Raw genomic sequence first — 15,320 nt, 5'->3', positions numbered from 1 at the left:
TGAAATTTCGGTGCATGTTGTCCTCGCCGGCGGCGGAACCGCCGGTCACATCGAGCCCGCGCTCGCCCTCGCGGACGCCCTGCGCAGGCAGGACCCCACGGTGGGCATCACCGCGCTCGGCACGGAGCGCGGCCTGGAGACCCGGTTGGTCCCGGAGCGCGGGTACGAACTCGGACTGATCCCGGCCGTGCCGCTGCCGCGGAAGCCCACGCCCGAGCTGATCACCGTTCCGGGACGGCTGCGCGGCACGATCCGGGCCGCGGAGGAGATCATCGAGCGCACCAAGGCCGACTGCGTGGTCGGCTTCGGCGGCTACGTGGCGCTGCCCGGCTACCTGGCCGCCAAGCGGCAGCGGGTGCCGATCGTGGTGCACGAGGCCAACGCCCGCCCGGGCCTGGCCAACCGGATCGGCGCGCGCTACACCCGCTTCGTCGCCGTGTCGACGCCGGACAGCAAGCTGCGACACGCCCGGTACGTCGGCATCCCGCTGCGGCGTTCCATCGCCACCCTGGACCGGGCCGCGGTCCGCGCCGAGGCCCGCGCGGCGTTCGGCCTGGACGCCCGGCTGCCCACCCTCCTGGTGTCCGGCGGCTCCCAGGGCGCCCGGCGGTTGAACGAGGTGACCCAGGCCATCGCGCCTACCCTGCAGCGCTCCGGCGTGCAGATCCTGCACGCGGTCGGCCCGAAGAACGAACTGCCGCAGCTGGACACGATGCCCGGAATGCCGCCCTACATCCCGGTACCGTATGTGGACCGCATGGACCTAGCCTACGCCGCGGCCGACATGATGCTCTGCCGCGCCGGCGCCATGACCGTCGCCGAACTGTCCGCCGTCGGGCTGCCTGCCGCCTACGTCCCGCTGCCCATCGGCAACGGGGAACAGCGGCTCAACGCCCAGCCGGTGGTCAGGGCGGGCGGCGGACTGCTGATCGACGACGCCGAGCTGACGCCGGAGTGGGTCAGGGGGACCGTGCTGCCGGTGCTGACCGATCCCGGACGGCTGGCCGCCATGTCCCGGGCCGCCGCCGAGTTCGGCCGCCGGGACGCGGACGACCTGCTGCTCGGCATGGTGCACGAGGCCATCGCCGCGCGCCGGGCGTAGCTGTTCCGCGCCGGGCGCGGAAGATCGTCAGCGAGTAGGTCAGGACGAGACGGGAGGCGAGGAGCGTGGCCGGAGCGACGACCGCCGAGCGCGGCGGAGGCCGTGGCCCGACGGGCCGCGTGGCCGGCCCGCCCTCGCCGGCCCCCCGCGCCCGGCGCCGGCTGCCCAGGCGGCGCATCCTGGTGGTGCTGCTGGTGCTCGCGCTGCTGCTCGGCGGCTTCGGCGGCTGGGCGCTGTACGGCTCCGACTGGCTGCGCGTCGAGCGGGTCACGGTGCACTGGACCGAGGGCGGCCCGCACCAGGTGACGGAGGACCAGATCCTGGCCGCGGCCCGGGTGCCGGTCGGCGACCCGATGATCGCGCTCGACAAGGACGCCGTGCGGGACCGCCTCCTCGACGCGCTGCCGCGGGTCGCGTCGGTCGCGGTGGTCCGGGCCTGGCCGCACGGCGTCACACTGAAGGTGACGGAGCGTGAGTCCGAGGTGGTGATGCGGAGCGCCGGCGGCTACACCGAGGTGGACGGCGCCGGAGTCCCGTTCGCCGAGACCGACGAGCGCCCGCCCGGCGTGCCACTCCTCGAACTGGAACTGGAGAACAGCCCGAGCCTGAGCCGTTTCGGCGCGGACCGCATTCGGCGGGAGGCGGTCGGCGTGGCCGCCGCGCTGCCGCCCGCGGTGCGCCGGGACACCCACGTCATCCGCGTCGCCTCCTACGACTCCGTCACCCTGGAGCTCTCGGGCGGTCGTACGGTGCTGTGGGGGAGCCCCGAGGACTCGGCGGCCAAGGCGGAGGCGCTCACCCGGGTGATGAAGGCGGCCGACGACGCTACGCACTTCGACGTCAGCGTGGTCACCGCCCCTGCCGCATCCGGGGGTTGACGTGCGCACCCAGGTTGACTGGCACCGAGCGCGATCACATAGGGTGAAAAGAAAAACGGGAGGTTCGGCGTGTTCGTTGAACGCGTACCACTTGCGGCTTAGTGTCCGTTCCGAGGAATCCAAGGAACAGCGAGCACAGGTAACCCTAAACTGAACCGTTAGGGTTCGGGGCGGCATTCCGAGTCGTCCCATCGGCATCAGTCGGCGCACTGCGGCACACGCGGAGCCCGACACGTAAATCGAGGCGAGAGGCCTTCGACGTGGCAGCACCGCAGAACTACCTCGCAGTCATCAAGGTCGTCGGTATCGGCGGCGGTGGTGTCAACGCCATCAACCGGATGATCGAGGTCGGTCTCAAGGGCGTCGAGTTCATCGCGATCAACACCGATGCGCAGGCGCTCCTGATGAGCGACGCCGACGTCAAGCTCGACGTGGGCCGCGAGCTCACCCGTGGACTCGGCGCGGGTGCCAATCCCGATGTGGGGCGCAAGGCTGCCGAGGACCACCGCGAGGAGATCGAGGAGGTTCTCAAGGGAGCCGACATGGTCTTCGTCACGGCGGGCGAGGGCGGTGGCACCGGCACCGGCGGCGCGCCGGTGGTGGCCAACATCTCGCGGACGCTCGGCGCGCTGACGATCGGTGTGGTCACCCGCCCGTTCACCTTCGAGGGGCGGCGCCGGGCCAACCAGGCCGAGGACGGCATCGCGGCCCTCCGGGACGAGGTGGACACCCTCATCGTCATCCCCAACGACCGGCTGCTGTCCATCTCGGACCGCCAGGTCAGCGTGCTCGACGCGTTCAAGTCCGCGGACCAGGTGCTGCTGTCCGGTGTGCAGGGGATCACCGACCTGATCACCACGCCCGGCCTCATCAACCTCGACTTCGCGGACGTCAAGTCGGTGATGTCGGAGGCCGGCTCGGCGCTGATGGGCATCGGCTCGGCGCGCGGCGACGACCGCGCGGTGGCCGCCGCGGAGATGGCCATCTCGTCCCCGCTGCTGGAGGCGTCGATCGACGGCGCCCGCGGCGTGCTGCTCTCCATCTCCGGCGGCTCCGACCTCGGCCTGTTCGAGATCAACGAGGCGGCCCAGCTGGTCAGCGAGGCGGCCCACCCCGAGGCGAACATCATCTTCGGCGCGGTGATCGACGACGCGCTCGGCGACGAGGTCCGGGTCACCGTGATCGCCGCCGGTTTCGACGGCGGCCAGCCGCCCTCGCGCACCCGGGAGAAGGTGCTCGGGTACGGCGGCCGGGACGACTCGTCGTCCGGTGCGGAGCCCGGCGAGACCGACCGCCCGTCGTTCGGCGGGCTGGGCTCGCTGCCCCCGCGCGAGGTGGCCGGCCTGTCCACGGACCTGGACGGCGGCTCCGGTGGCCGGGAGCCCGCGGAACCGGTCGCGGAGTCGAAGCCGCCGACCCCGCAGGTGCCGTCGGCCCGCCCGTACGACAGCGGCCAGGTCGAGGAGCTCGACGTGCCCGACTTCCTGAAGTGACCCGTCGTCTTCCGTGATAGAGCAACAGAACACCGAGAGCGGCGCCCACTTCGCCTTCACCGACCGGTGGGGCGGCGTGAGCGCCGCTCCGTATGACGCCCTGAACCTCGGCGGCGCGGTCGGCGACCGGCCCGCCGACGTGCGGGCCAACCGCGAGCGCGCGGCCGCGTCGCTGGGGCTCGACCCCGGCGACGTCCGCTGGATGAACCAGGTGCACGGCCGGGCGGTGGCGGTGGCCGAGGGACCGTGGCCGGACGGCGAACCGCCGGCGGCGGACGGCGTGGTCACCGCGGTCCCCGGGATGGCGCTCGCCGTGCTGACCGCCGACTGCGTGCCCGTCCTGTTGGCCGATCCGATCGCCGGCGTGGCCGGTGCCGCGCACGCCGGGCGGCCGGGGCTGGTGGCCGGGGTGGTGCCGGCGACGGTCGAGGCGATGGTCCGGCTGGGCGCGAAGGCGGCCCGGATCGTCGCCCGCATCGGACCCGCGGTCTGCGGCCGGTGCTACGAGGTCCCGGCGACGATGCGCGCGGAGGCCGCGCGGACCGCGCCGGGCAGCTCCGCCACCACCCGTCGGGGCACGCCCGCCATCGACATCCCCCGTGGGGTCAGGAACCAGTTGGTCGACCTCGGCGTCGTCGACGTCGTGCCGCCCACCGTCTGCACCCTGGAGTCGCCCGACCACTTCTCCTACCGCAGGGCGGCGATCACGGGGCGTCAGGCGAGCTACGTCTGGATCACGCCGTGAGCGCGACGCGACGGGCGGAGATCGCCGCCGGCCTCGCCCGAGTGGAGGAGCGCATCACCGGCGCGTGTGACGCGGCGGGGCGCGCACGGGAGGACGTCACGCTGATCGTCGTCACCAAGACGCGGCCGGCCACGGACGTTCGGCTGCTCGCCGAGCTCGGCGTGCGTCACGTCGCCGAGAACCGGGACCAGGAGGCCGCGGAGAAGGCCGAGGCCTGCGCGGATCTTCCGCTGAACTGGCACTTTGTGGGGCAGTTGCAAACGAACAAGGTGCGTTCCGTGGCGAACTACGCAGACTATGTGCACTCCGTGGACCGGCCCCGGCTGGTCGGCGCGCTCTCGACGGCGGTGGAGCGGCGCGAGCGCGGCCCGGTGCGCTGCCTCATTCAGGTGGCGCTGGAGAAGGAGCAGGGACACGGTGGCGACCGGGGTGGTGTGGCCCCGGACGGGGTGCCGGAGTTGGCGGCCGTGATCGGCGCCGCCCCCGGTCTGGTGCTGGCCGGACTGATGACGGTCGCGCCGCTGTCGGGGGCGTACGCCGGGCGGCCGGGCGTAGCCTTTGGGCGGCTGGTGGAAATCTCAAGGGACCTGCGCAGGACCGATCCTGCTGCGACCATGGTGTCGGCAGGCATGAGCGCGGATATGGAGGAGGCTGTCGCCGCCGGAGCGACACATGTGCGCGTCGGCAGCGCGGTGCTCGGAGTCCGTGAGTCCCTCGGGTAACGTCGCCACGCGAGGGATCACAACCGAAAATATGGTCATTTCCGACAGCACGTGGATGCGCGGCCCCGACAGGCGGAGCCGATCCACCACAGAGCGGAGGACGCAGTCGATGGCTGGCGCTATGCGCAAGATGGCGGTCTACCTCGGCCTCGTGGAGGACGACGGCTACGACCGCCCGGGGTACGCCCCCGACGACGAGTTCGAGCCCGAGCCGGAGCCCGAGCGGGGGCGGCGTCAGCAGACGCACGAACCGCCGCAGCGGGAGCGGGTGGAGGAGCCGGTCAGGGTCGTGCACCCGCCGGCGCAGCGGGAGACGGAGCCCACGCCCGCCGCGCTGCTGACCGAAAACAGACGGCCCGGGAGGATCGCTCCCGTGTCTTCCATCACATCCGACCGACAGAACGTGGAGAAGAGCGCGCCGGTGATCATGCCCAAGGTCGTGTCCGAGCGGGAGCCCTACCGGATCACGACGCTCCACCCCAGGACGTACAACGAGGCTCGTACCATCGGGGAACACTTCCGCGAGGGGACCCCGGTGATCATGAACCTCACGGAGATGGACGACACGGATGCAAAGAGACTTGTCGACTTTGCCGCTGGTCTTGTCTTCGGTCTGCATGGGAGCATCGAGCGGGTGACGCAGAAGGTCTTCCTTCTGTCGCCTGCTAACGTCGATGTAACGGCGGAGGACAAGGCCCGCATCGCTGAGGGCGGGTTCTTCAACCAGAGTTGACGGACGACACCGGAAGACATGCCCCCGACCAGGTGGTCGGGGCGGAGGACAGGGGAGAGGGACAGGCCGGATGGGCATCGTTCAGCAGGTGATCCTGATTGCCTTGTACTGCCTTCTCGGACTGCTGCTCTTCCGGCTGGTGATGGACTACGTCTTCATGTTCGCGCGCTCCTGGCAGCCCGGCAAGACGATGGTCGTCGCCCTGGAAGCCACCTACACTGTCACCGATCCGCCACTGAAGGCGCTGCGGAAGGTGATCCCTCCGCTGCGCTTCGGGGGTGTGGCGCTTGATCTGTCCTTCTTCGTACTCATGATCATCGTCTACATCCTGATCAGCGTCGTGGCCGGGCTGTGAACGGTTACGGTCTTGCCGATATGCCGACGAATTACGTTGAGGTGAAGAGATGCCGCTGACTCCCGAGGACGTGCGGAACAAGCAGTTCACGACCGTCCGTCTCCGCGAGGGCTACGACGAGGATGAAGTCGATGCCTTCCTCGACGAGGTCGAGGCCGAGCTGACCCGGCTGCTCAGGGAGAACGAGGACCTGCGCGCCAAGCTGGCCGCGGCCACCCGAGCCGCCGCACAGAACCAGCAGAACATGCGCAAACCCGAGCCGCAGGATCGGCCCGGAGGGCCCGCCGCCATATCGGGACCGCAGCCGGTGCCCCAACAGCACCCGCAGCAGCAGATGGGCGGCCCGCCGCAGTTGCCGGCGGGGCAGGGCGGCCAGGGGCATCCCGGCGGCCCGATGGGTCCTGGCGGCCACACCCCGGTGGCCCCCGGCGGGCTGGGCCCGCAGGCGCATCAGGCGCACCAGGGCCACCCCGGCGCACCCATGCAGATGGGTGGTCCCGCCGGTCAGTTGGGCGGACCTGCCGGCCAGCTCGGTGGCCCCGGTGGTCAGATGGGCGGCCCCGGTGGTCAGATGGGCGGGCAGATGGGCGGCCCCGGCGGTCAGATGGGCGGTCCGGCTCCGGCACCGCACATGCCGGGCGGCGGCAACGAGAGCGCCGCGCGGGTGCTCTCGCTGGCCCAGCAGACGGCCGACCAGGCGATCGCCGAGGCCCGTTCCGAGGCCAACAAGATCGTCGGCGAGGCCCGGAGCCGGGCGGAGGGCCTGGAGCGCGACGCGCGCGCCAAGGCCGACGCCCTGGAGCGGGACGCGCAGGAGAAGCACCGCGTCGCCATGGGCTCCCTGGAGTCCGCGCGCGCGACGCTGGAGCGCAAGGTCGAGGACCTGCGCGGCTTCGAGCGCGAGTACCGCACCCGGCTGAAGTCGTACCTGGAGAGCCAGCTGCGCCAGCTGGAGAGCCAGTCCGACGACTCGCTCGCGCCGCCGCGCACCCCGGCCGCCGCGCCGCTGCCCCCGTCCCCCCAGCCGTCGCTGGCCTCCGCCGGCGCCCCGGCGCCGGGCGGCACGATGGGCGGGCACCACTCCATGGGCGGCAACTCCATGGGTGGCAACTCCCCGATGGGTGCCCCCGGCTCCATGGGCGGCAACCAGTCGATGGGCGGCCCCGGGGGACCGGGCCCGCAGGGGTCCTACGGCGGTCAGCAGCAGATGTCCCCGGCGATGACCCAGCCGATGGCGCCGGTCCGGCCCCAGGGCCCGCAGCCGGTGCAGCACCAGGCGCCCTCGCCGATGCGCGGTTTCCTCATCGACGAGGACGACAGCTGACCGCTCGCGATCAGCGCACGACCCACACGGCGCCGGGGCCCGGATCTCCATCCGGGCCACGGCGCCGTGGTGCGACGTCTCTGCCGATACGCGGCGTAGCCGGACTCTGCCTATGCCCGGCGTAGCCGGAAGGTCAGACCGAGTGCCTCGTCGCGGAACTCCGGGCCGAACGCCTCGTCCCCGGCGCCCGCCGCGAAGTCGGTGGCCAGCACCTCGGCCGAGATCAGCGCCTGGTGCTCCTCGAGCGCCCGCTCCAGCTCCGGGTCGTCCGTGCCCCACCGCACCACGATGCGGTCGGCGACGTCCAGGCCGCTGTTCTTGCGCGACTCCTGGACCAGCCGGATCACGTCCCTGGCCAGCCCGGCCCGGCGCAACTCCGGGGTGATCTCCAGGTCCAGGGCCACCGTGGCGCCGGAGTCCGAGGCCACCGACCAGCCCTCACGCGGCGTCTCGGTGATGATGACCTCCTCCGGGGTGAGCGCCACCTGCTCGCCGTCCACCTCCACGGCGGCCGTGCCGGCGCGCAGTGCCTCGGCGAGCGCCGCCGCGTCCGCCGCCGCGATGGCCTGGGCCACCGGCTGGGTGCGCTTGCCGAACCGGCGGCCCAGCGCCCGGAAGTTGCCCTTGGCGGTGGTGTCGACGAGCGAGCCACCCATCTCGGACAGCGAGGCCAGCGCCGTGACGTTCAGCTCGTCGGCGATCTGCTCGCGCAGGTCGTCGCTGAGCAGTTCGAAGCCCTGCGCGGCGATCAGCGCCCGGGACAGCGGCTGGCGGGTCTTCACCCCGGACTCCGCCCGGGTCGCCCGCCCCAGCTCGACCAGCCGTCGAACCAGCAGCATGTCCCGGGACAGCTCGGGGTCGACCAGCGACAGGTCGGGTTCGGGCCAGGAGGTCAGGTGCACCGAGTCCGGCGCGTCCGGGGTGACCGGCACCACCAGGTCCTGCCACACCCGCTCGGTGATGAACGGGACCAGCGGCGCCATGAGCCGGGTGACCGTCTCCAGCGTGTCGTGCAGGGTGCGCAGCGCGGCCCGGTCGCCCTGCCAGAAGCGGCGGCGGGAGCGGCGCACGTACCAGTTGGAGAGGTCGTCGACGAAGGTCGAGACGAGCTTGCCGGCGCGCTGGGTGTCGTATCCGTCCATCGCCTTGGTGACCATCTCGGTCAGCGCGTGCAGCTCGCTGAGCAGCCAGCGGTCCAGCAGCGGCCGTTCGGCGGGCGCCGGGTCGGCGTCGCTGGGCGACCACTCGCCGGTGCGGGCGTAGAGCGACTGGAAGGCCACGGTGTTCCAGTACGTCAGCAGCGTCTTGCGGACCACCTCCTGGATGGCGCCGTGCCCCACCCGGCGGGCGACCCAGGGGGAGCCGCCGGCCGCCATGAACCAGCGCACCGCGTCCGCGCCGTGCCGCTCCATGAGCGGCATCGGCTCCAGGATGTTGCCCAGGTGCTTGGACATCTTCCTGCCGTCCTCGGCGAGGATGTGACCCAGGCACACCACGGACTCGTACGACGTCCGGTCGAAGACCAGGGTGCCGACCGCCATCAGCGTGTAGAACCAGCCGCGCGTCTGGTCGATCGCCTCGCAGATGTACTGCGCCGGGTACCGCTTCTCGAACTCCTCGCGGTTCCGGTGCGGATAGCCCCACTGCGCGAACGGCATGGCGCCCGAGTCGTACCAGCCGTCGATCACCTCGGGGACCCGGCGGGCGGTCGCCTCGCAGCCCGCCTCCGGGCAGGCGAAGGTGACCTCGTCGATGAACGGGCGGTGCGGGTCGAGCCCGGACTGGTCGGCGCCGGTCAGCTCGCCGAGCTCTTCGAGCGAGCCCACGCAGGTCAGGTGCTTCTCGGAGCACCGCCAGATCGGCAGCGGGGTGCCCCAGTACCGGTTGCGGGACAGCGCCCAGTCCACGTTGTTGTTCAGCCAGTCGCCGTACCGGCCGTGCTTGATGGAGTCGGGGTACCAGGTGGTCGCCTCGTTCTCCCGGAGCAGGGCGTCCTTGATCCGGGTGGTGCGGATGTACCACGAGGGCTGTGCGTAGTACAGCAGCGGGGTGTGGCAGCGCCAGCAGTGCGGATAGCTGTGCTCGTACGCCTCGTGCCGGAAGAGCAGACCGCGCTCGCGCAGGTCGGCGACGAGGGTCTCGTCCGCCTTCTTGAAGAACTGGCCGCCCACCAGGGGCAGGCCCTCCTCGAAGGTGCCGTTCGGCAGCACCGGGTTCACCACCGGGAGGCCGTACCCGCGGCAGGTCCGCAGGTCGTCCTCGCCGAAGGCCGGGGCCTGGTGCACGAGCCCGGTGCCGTCCTCGGTGGTCACGTACTCCGCGGTCACCACGTAGTGGGCCTCGGCCCCGCCGAAGTCGACCAGCTCGAACGGGCGCCGGTACGACCAGCGCTCCATCTCGGCACCGGTGAAGCGCTGCCCGGTGGGCGTCCAGCCCTCGCCGGCGACCTTCTCGAACAGCTCCCGGGTGGCCACCACGCGGCCCTGCCCCTCGGCCTCGAAGACGTCGTAGGTCACCTCGGGGTGCGCGGCGACCGCGGTGTTCGACACCAGGGTCCAGGGGGTGGTCGTCCAGACCAGCAGGTCGGCCTCGCCGGCCAGCGGGCCCGAGGTCAGCGGGAACCGGACGTAGACCGAGGGGTCGGCCACCGTCTCGTACCCCTGCGCCAGCTCGTGGTCGGACAGGCCGGTCTCGCAGCGCGGGCACCAGGGCGCCACCCGGTAGTCCTGGGTGAGCAGCCCCTTGTCGAAGATCTGCTTCAGCGACCACCAGACGGACTCGATGTACGCCGGGTCCATGGTGCGGTAGGCGTCGTCCAGGTCGACCCAGTACCCCATCCGGGTCGTCAGCTCGGCGAACGCGTCGGTGTGCCGGGTGACCGACTCGCGGCACCTGGCGTTGAACGCGGCGATGCCGAACTCCTCGATGTCGCGTTTGCCGGTGAAGCCCAGCTCCTGCTCCACGGCGAGCTCCACCGGCAGGCCGTGGCAGTCCCAGCCGGCCTTGCGGACCACGTGGTACCCGCGCATGGTGCGGAAGCGGGGGAAGACGTCCTTGAAGACCCGGGCCTCGATATGGTGCGCGCCGGGCATGCCGTTGGCGGTCGGCGGGCCCTCGTAGAACACCCATTCGGGGCGTCCCTCGGACTGCTCCACGCTCCTGGCGAAGGTCTTCCGCTCCCGCCAGAGCGCGAGCACCTCGTGCTCGAGGGCGGGCAGATCGACCTGGGCCGGCACGGGCCGGTACTGGCTGCTCATCGGATCGTTCCTCCGGCGGACACACGCTGCGTATTCCGTCGGAGGGACGAGGGCGCGAGCCCCCGCGGTACCACCCTCCTTGGCCGGGGCGGCCGGCCGGCATGGCCTGGCTGCCCGCGACCCGCTCGTTGGGCCGCGCTGCCGGGTCTACTCGCCCACGGATGACCGAGGGCTTTCTTCCGGCGGCTCCGGGGTGATCTTCGCGTCGCGCTCGCCCCCGGGCTCACACCGTCCCCGGGTCGCTCGCGGCTGCCTGACGACGCTACTCGTCCCCATCAACGCCTCTCGCTGGCTCCCAGTGTACGGGCCCGCCGTGGACCGGTACGACCGGTTATCCCGGGGCCGCGCGGGGCACAACGCAGGCAGACCGGCGTGGCCTCGTTGCCGTGAGCTCGCTGTCGATTTATCGTTCCGGTCACGATTCGCGAGCAAGATCACACTATGTGAAGGGGCCGCCGCCATGGTGGCGAGGAAGAGCGCGAAAGCCACGAAGGCGACGAAGGCGACGCCGAGGACGGGCGGGGCCACGGACGAGGGGACGACCGGGGCCACCGAGAAGAGGACCGCACGGAAGACGGCGCGGAAGACCGCCGCGGAGAAGCCGGCGGAGGCCGCGGAGACGGCGACAGCGAAGAGGGCCCGGAAGACAGGAGCCAAGAAGGTGGCTGCGAAGAAGAGCACGACGGAGAGGTCGGCTACCGCGGTACCGCAGGCCCGTACCGCGGCGCCCGCCGCCCCCGGTGAACTGGCCGTACGTGCCGGCGAGGAGCCCTGGAGCGAGGAGGAGGTGGCCGAGGCCCGGGCGGGGCTGCAGGCCGACGCGGACCGGCTGCGCGAGGAGATCTCCGCGGCCGAGGCGGCGCTGAGCGGGCTGATGCGGGACTCCGGCGACGGCGCGGGCGACGACCAGGCCGACACCGGGACCAAGAACGTCACCAGGGAGCACGAGATGGCCCTGGCCAGCAACGCCAGGGAGGTGCTCTACCAGACCGAGCGCGCGCTGCGGCAGCTGGAGGCCAGCACCTACGGTCTGTGCGAGAACTGCGGCAATCCGATCGGCAAGGCGAGGATGCAGGCGTTCCCGCGCGCCACGCTGTGCGTGGACTGCAAGCAGAAACAGGAGCGTCGATTCTGAGCCGGGTTCCGAACGGCGGTCCGAGGGACGTCCGGTGATCGCACTGCTGTGTCGTACGCTCATCCCGTGAGCAGTGAGGCGGAGCGGACCATCGAGTCACCCGACGACCCCCCGACGGCCGACGGCCCGGAGGACCCGGCGGGTCGTCCCGGCGCGGCCGACCCGGCGGGCCCGGACGCGGCGGAGCGGCCGGCCGCCGCGCGGCGCCCCGACACGGCCGAGGAGCCGGCGGGGGACGGCGCGGACGCCCCGCGCCGCCGGCGCATCCCGGTGCTGGTCGGCGTCGCGGCGTTCGCCTACGTGCTCGACCTGATCACCAAGATCATGGTGGTCGAGTGGCTGGAGCACCGGGAGCCGGTCGAGGTGCTCGGCCAGTGGCTCCGCTTCCAGGCGGTGCGCAACGGCGGCGCGGCGTTCGGCGTCGGCGAGGCGCTGACCGTCGTCTTCACCTGCATCGCCGTGGGTGTGATCGTGGTGATCATCCGGCTGGCCAGGAAGCTGTACAGCGCGCCCTGGGCGGTGGCGCTCGGCCTGCTGCTCGGCGGCGCCCTGGGGAACCTCACCGACCGGCTGCTGCGCGCCCCGGGCTTCCTGGAGGGGCACGTGGTGGACTTCATCGCGCCCCGCTACTTCGCGGTGTTCAACCTCGCGGACTCCGCGATCGTCTGCGGCGGCATCCTGATCGTGCTGCTGTCCTTCCGCGGTCTGGACCCCGACGGTTCGACGCACCGGGACTGACATACTCGGGTGGGTGAACCCGCTCTCCGAGATTCCCGAGATTCCCGAGACCCGCACGTTGCCCGTCCCCGAGGGACTTGAGGGGGAACGGGTCGACGCCGCGCTCGCCCGGATGCTCGGCTTCTCGCGGACCAAGGCCGCCGAGCTGGCCGCGGCCGGCAAGGTCCGCCTCGACGGCTCCGAGGTCGGCAAGTCGGAGCGGGTCACCGGCGGCTCCTGGATGGAGGTCGAGATGCCCGCGCCACCCACCCCGGTGCGGGTCGTCGCCGAGCCGGTGCCCGGCATGGAGATCGTGCACGACGACGCGGACCTGGTGGTGGTCGACAAGCCGGTGGGGGTCGCCGCGCACCCGAGCCCGGGTTGGACGGGGCCCACCGTGGTCGGCGGGCTGGCCGCCGCCGGCTACCGGATCGCCACCTCGGGGGCGGCCGAGCGGCAGGGCGTCGTGCACCGGCTGGACGTCGGCACCTCGGGCCTGATGGTGGTGGCCAAGTCCGAGTCCGGGTACGCGCGGCTGAAGCAGCAGTTCCGCGAGCGGACCGTGGACAAGCGGTACCAGGCACTGGTGCAGGGCCACCCGGACCCGCTCAGCGGCACCATCGACGCTCCGGTGGGGCGGCATCCGCAGCACGACTACCGGTGGGCGGTCATCGCCGACGGCAAGCCCGCGGTGACCCACTACGACCTGGTGGAGGCGTTCCGCGCGGCCAGCCTGCTCGACATCAGGCTGGAGACCGGCCGCACCCACCAGATCCGGGTGCACATGTCCGCGCACCGGCACCCGTGCGTCGGGGACACGACGTACGGCGCCGACCCGACGCTGGCCGGGCGGCTGGGGCTGACCCGGCAGTGGCTGCACGCGGTGCGGCTGGGCTTCGCCCACCCGAGCGACGGCCACTGGGTGGTCTTCCACAGCGACTACCCGGACGACCTGCGGCGCGCGCTCACGATCCTGCGGGCCGAGAGCTCCTGACCGTCCGGGACCTGGCCTCCGCCTCGGCCGCCAGCCCGGCCTCCACCTCGCCGTCCGCGGTCCGGGAGCCGCGCCCCCGCCCGTCCGTGGCCTGGCCGTCCAGGGCCTCGGCGCCGGGGAACGTCGCCGCGGGGGAGGTGGCCACCCGGGGCAGCGCGTACGGGTGGTGCTCGCCCAACCAGGCGATCAGCTCCTCGCGGACCGCGCACCGCAGCGACCAGGCGTCGTCCGGGTTCCGGGTGGACATCGCGGCCCGCACCTCGATGGTGGTGGGGGTGGTGTCGGTGACCACCAGGCCCCAGTGCCGCCCGTCCCAGTCCTCGCGGTCCCGCAGGAAGTCGTGCAGCCTCCGGCGCAGCGCGGCCACCGGCGTGGCGTGGTCGAGGTGGAAGAAGACGGTGCCGGTGATCTCCTGGCCGCCGCGGGACCAGTTCTCGTACGGCTTGCTGTTGAAGTACGACACCGGCATGGTCAGCCGCCGGTCGTCCCATATCCGCACGGTGAGGAACGCCAGCGAGATCTCCTCGACGGTGCCCCACTCGCCGTCGACCACCACCGTGTCGCCGATCCGCACCGAGTCGCCGAAGGCCACCTGGAGCCCGGCGAACAGGTTGCTCAGCATGGACTGCGCGGCGACGCCGGCGATGACGCCGATGATGCCCGCGGAGGCCAGCATCGACGTGCCGAGCGCCCGCATGCTCGGGAAGACCAGCAGGATGGCCACGGCCACGGCCACGATCGCCAGCACGGTGGTCACCACCCGCCGGATCATGGCGAGCTGGGTGCGGAACTGCCGGACTCTGGCCTGGTCGGTGGTGCGGGCGGCGTAGCGGGTCAGCGAGTTCTCGGCGACCGCGCCGGCCGCCCGGATCACCAGCCAGACGGCGGCCACGACGGTGATCGTGGCCAGCATGCTCTGTATGACGTCGCCCCGCCGCAGGTCCACGTGGAACGTGTCGTAGCTCACCTGCACCGCGGACGCGGCGAGGAGCAGCTGGAGCGGCATCTGGCAGCGGCGCAGCAGACTCCACAGCCGGGTGTCGGGGTGGCGGCGGTCGGCGGCGCACAGGGCGCGGTCGATCAACCAGCCGATGACCAGGGTGAGTGTGATGGTGCCGCCGATCACGAGAACCGGCCGCAACACATCATCCATGGTTCCTCCAGCTGAAGTCCGTCGGTCCGTGGTGGGTGGGCCACCTGGCAGGATGATGGCCGAGGCCCCCGGCCGGGGGCCAGTTTGCCCACCCGAAGGCGGTGCCCGCCGTGACCGATGTCATGCTCTTTCACTCCGTGTACGGCCTGCGCCCCGCCGTGTCGGCCGCCGCGGAGCGGCTGCGTGACGCGGGTCACCGGGTGGTCACGCCCGACCTCTTCGACGGGCGGACCGCGGACTCGGTGGAGGAGGGCACGGCGATCAGGGACGAGATCGGCCGGGACGAACTGCTCCGGCGGGCGATCGCCGCGAGCGCGCCGCTCTCCGACGCGGGCCTGGTGTACGCGGGCTTCTCTCTGGGCGGCGCACTGGCCCAGACCGTCGCCCTCGGCGACGAGCGGGCCCGCGGCCTGCTGCTCCTGCACGGTACCGCGGACCTCCCCGACGAGGCGAGTGCCGACGGCCTCCCGGTCCAGCTGCACGTGGCCGACCCCGATCCGTTCGAGACGCACGAGTGGCTGAACGCCTGGTACCTGCGGATGCGGAAGGCCGGCACGGACGTCGAGGTGTATCGCTACCCAGGGGCGGGACACCTGTACACGGATCCGGAGCTGCCCGACCACGACGCGGCGGCGGCCGAGGCCACCTGGCGGGTGGCGCTCGCCTTCCTGGAAACGCTGGGCGCGCGGGACTGAGCCGCGCCCGCGCCCGT

13 protein-coding genes and 1 pseudogene are annotated in these 15,320 nt (G+C 72.2%); 12 read left to right on the top strand and 2 right to left on the bottom strand.

The window, feature by feature from the left end; all coding sequences use genetic code 11:
• Window positions 1–10: 10 nt before the first annotated feature.
• The 8 genes from murG to ABGB06_RS20760 all read left to right on the top strand — a co-directional run bounded on the left by murG (window position 11) and on the right by ABGB06_RS20760 (window position 7,352).
• Window positions 11–1,102 (top strand): undecaprenyldiphospho-muramoylpentapeptide beta-N-acetylglucosaminyltransferase, encoded by a 1,092-nt coding sequence (murG, locus tag ABGB06_RS20795; protein ID WP_347591528.1) that lies wholly within the window; start codon window positions 11–13, stop codon window positions 1,100–1,102.
• Between the two features lie 65 nt (window positions 1,103–1,167).
• The gene (locus tag ABGB06_RS20790; RefSeq protein WP_347591526.1) at window positions 1,168–1,980 is read left to right on the top strand and encodes an FtsQ-type POTRA domain-containing protein; all 813 of its coding nucleotides are present in this window, start codon (window positions 1,168–1,170) and stop codon (window positions 1,978–1,980) included.
• A gap of 260 nt (window positions 1,981–2,240) precedes the next feature.
• Window positions 2,241–3,473 carry a cell division protein FtsZ gene (ftsZ, locus tag ABGB06_RS20785; RefSeq protein WP_347591524.1) on the top strand — a complete coding sequence of 411 codons (1,233 nt, stop codon included), beginning with the start codon at window positions 2,241–2,243 and terminating at the stop codon, window positions 3,471–3,473.
• Between the two features lie 13 nt (window positions 3,474–3,486).
• Complete coding sequence (gene pgeF, locus ABGB06_RS20780; RefSeq protein ID WP_347591522.1) at window positions 3,487–4,218, top strand: peptidoglycan editing factor PgeF; 732 nt, start codon at window positions 3,487–3,489, stop codon at window positions 4,216–4,218.
• A complete protein-coding gene (locus tag ABGB06_RS20775; RefSeq protein ID WP_347591520.1) occupies window positions 4,215–4,940 on the top strand; it encodes a YggS family pyridoxal phosphate-dependent enzyme in 726 nt (241 codons plus the stop codon). The genes pgeF and ABGB06_RS20775 overlap by 4 nt, the downstream gene beginning before the upstream one ends.
• A gap of 109 nt (window positions 4,941–5,049) precedes the next feature.
• Complete coding sequence (sepF, locus tag ABGB06_RS20770; RefSeq protein ID WP_347591518.1) at window positions 5,050–5,673, top strand: cell division protein SepF; 624 nt, start codon at window positions 5,050–5,052, stop codon at window positions 5,671–5,673.
• 70 nt (window positions 5,674–5,743) lie between these two features.
• Window positions 5,744–6,028, top strand: coding sequence for a YggT family protein (locus ABGB06_RS20765; RefSeq protein WP_347591516.1), 285 nt, complete (start codon window positions 5,744–5,746; stop codon window positions 6,026–6,028).
• 49 nt (window positions 6,029–6,077) lie between these two features.
• A complete protein-coding gene (locus ABGB06_RS20760; RefSeq protein WP_347591514.1) occupies window positions 6,078–7,352 on the top strand; it encodes a DivIVA domain-containing protein in 1,275 nt (424 codons plus the stop codon).
• 110 nt (window positions 7,353–7,462) lie between these two features.
• On the opposite strand, the gene ileS is transcribed toward ABGB06_RS20760, so the two are convergent.
• Entirely contained in the window at window positions 7,463–10,609 is a 3,147-nt protein-coding gene (gene ileS / locus ABGB06_RS20755) for an isoleucine--tRNA ligase (RefSeq protein ID WP_347591512.1), read from the bottom strand.
• Window positions 10,610–11,270: 661 nt separating this feature from the next.
• Between ileS and ABGB06_RS20750 the strand changes: the two genes are divergently transcribed.
• From ABGB06_RS20750 to ABGB06_RS20740, 3 genes are all read left to right on the top strand, one after another.
• The gene (locus ABGB06_RS20750; protein ID WP_347591510.1) at window positions 11,271–11,744 is read left to right on the top strand and encodes a TraR/DksA family transcriptional regulator; all 474 of its coding nucleotides are present in this window, start codon (window positions 11,271–11,273) and stop codon (window positions 11,742–11,744) included.
• Window positions 11,745–11,810: 66 nt separating this feature from the next.
• On the top strand, window positions 11,811–12,482 hold the full coding sequence (gene lspA / locus ABGB06_RS20745) for a signal peptidase II (RefSeq protein ID WP_347591508.1): 672 nt from the start codon (window positions 11,811–11,813) through the stop codon (window positions 12,480–12,482).
• Between the two features lie 31 nt (window positions 12,483–12,513).
• Window positions 12,514–13,455 carry an RluA family pseudouridine synthase gene (locus tag ABGB06_RS20740; RefSeq protein ID WP_347591630.1) on the top strand — a complete coding sequence of 314 codons (942 nt, stop codon included), beginning with the start codon at window positions 12,514–12,516 and terminating at the stop codon, window positions 13,453–13,455.
• Here ABGB06_RS20740 and ABGB06_RS20735 read toward each other — a convergent pair.
• On the bottom strand, window positions 13,427–14,608 hold the full coding sequence (locus ABGB06_RS20735; RefSeq protein ID WP_347591505.1) for a mechanosensitive ion channel domain-containing protein: 1,182 nt from the start codon (window positions 14,606–14,608) through the stop codon (window positions 13,427–13,429). The genes ABGB06_RS20740 and ABGB06_RS20735 overlap by 29 nt on opposite strands.
• A 95-nt stretch (window positions 14,609–14,703) precedes the next feature.
• On the opposite strand from ABGB06_RS20735, the pseudogene ABGB06_RS20730 reads away from it, so the two are divergent.
• Window positions 14,704–15,303 (top strand): annotated as a pseudogene (locus tag ABGB06_RS20730) (dienelactone hydrolase family protein); the annotation flags it as partial.
• Between the last annotated feature and the right edge of the window lie 17 nt (window positions 15,304–15,320).

The organism is Streptomyces sp. B6B3 (assembly GCF_039871525.1).
Classification (GTDB): Bacteria; Actinomycetota; Actinomycetes; order Streptomycetales; family Streptomycetaceae; genus Streptomyces.
The sequence above is the reverse complement of the archived record's forward strand: the minus strand, read 5'-3'. Positions and strand labels throughout refer to the sequence as shown.

Bases quoted from the DNA above. Each gene is read 5' to 3' on its own strand.
- sepF (WP_347591518.1), top strand. From the start codon at position 5,050: ATGGCTGGCGCTATGCGCAAGATGGCGGTCTACCTCGGCCTCGTGGAG.
- ABGB06_RS20765 (WP_347591516.1), top strand. From the start codon at position 5,744: ATGGGCATCGTTCAGCAGGTGATCCTGATTGCCTTGTACTGCCTTCTC.
- ABGB06_RS20760 (WP_347591514.1), top strand. From the start codon at position 6,078: ATGCCGCTGACTCCCGAGGACGTGCGGAACAAGCAGTTCACGACCGTC.
- ileS (WP_347591512.1), bottom strand. From the start codon at position 10,609: ATGAGCAGCCAGTACCGGCCCGTGCCGGCCCAGGTCGATCTGCCCGCC.
- ABGB06_RS20735 (WP_347591505.1), bottom strand. From the start codon at position 14,608: ATGGATGATGTGTTGCGGCCGGTTCTCGTGATCGGCGGCACCATCACA.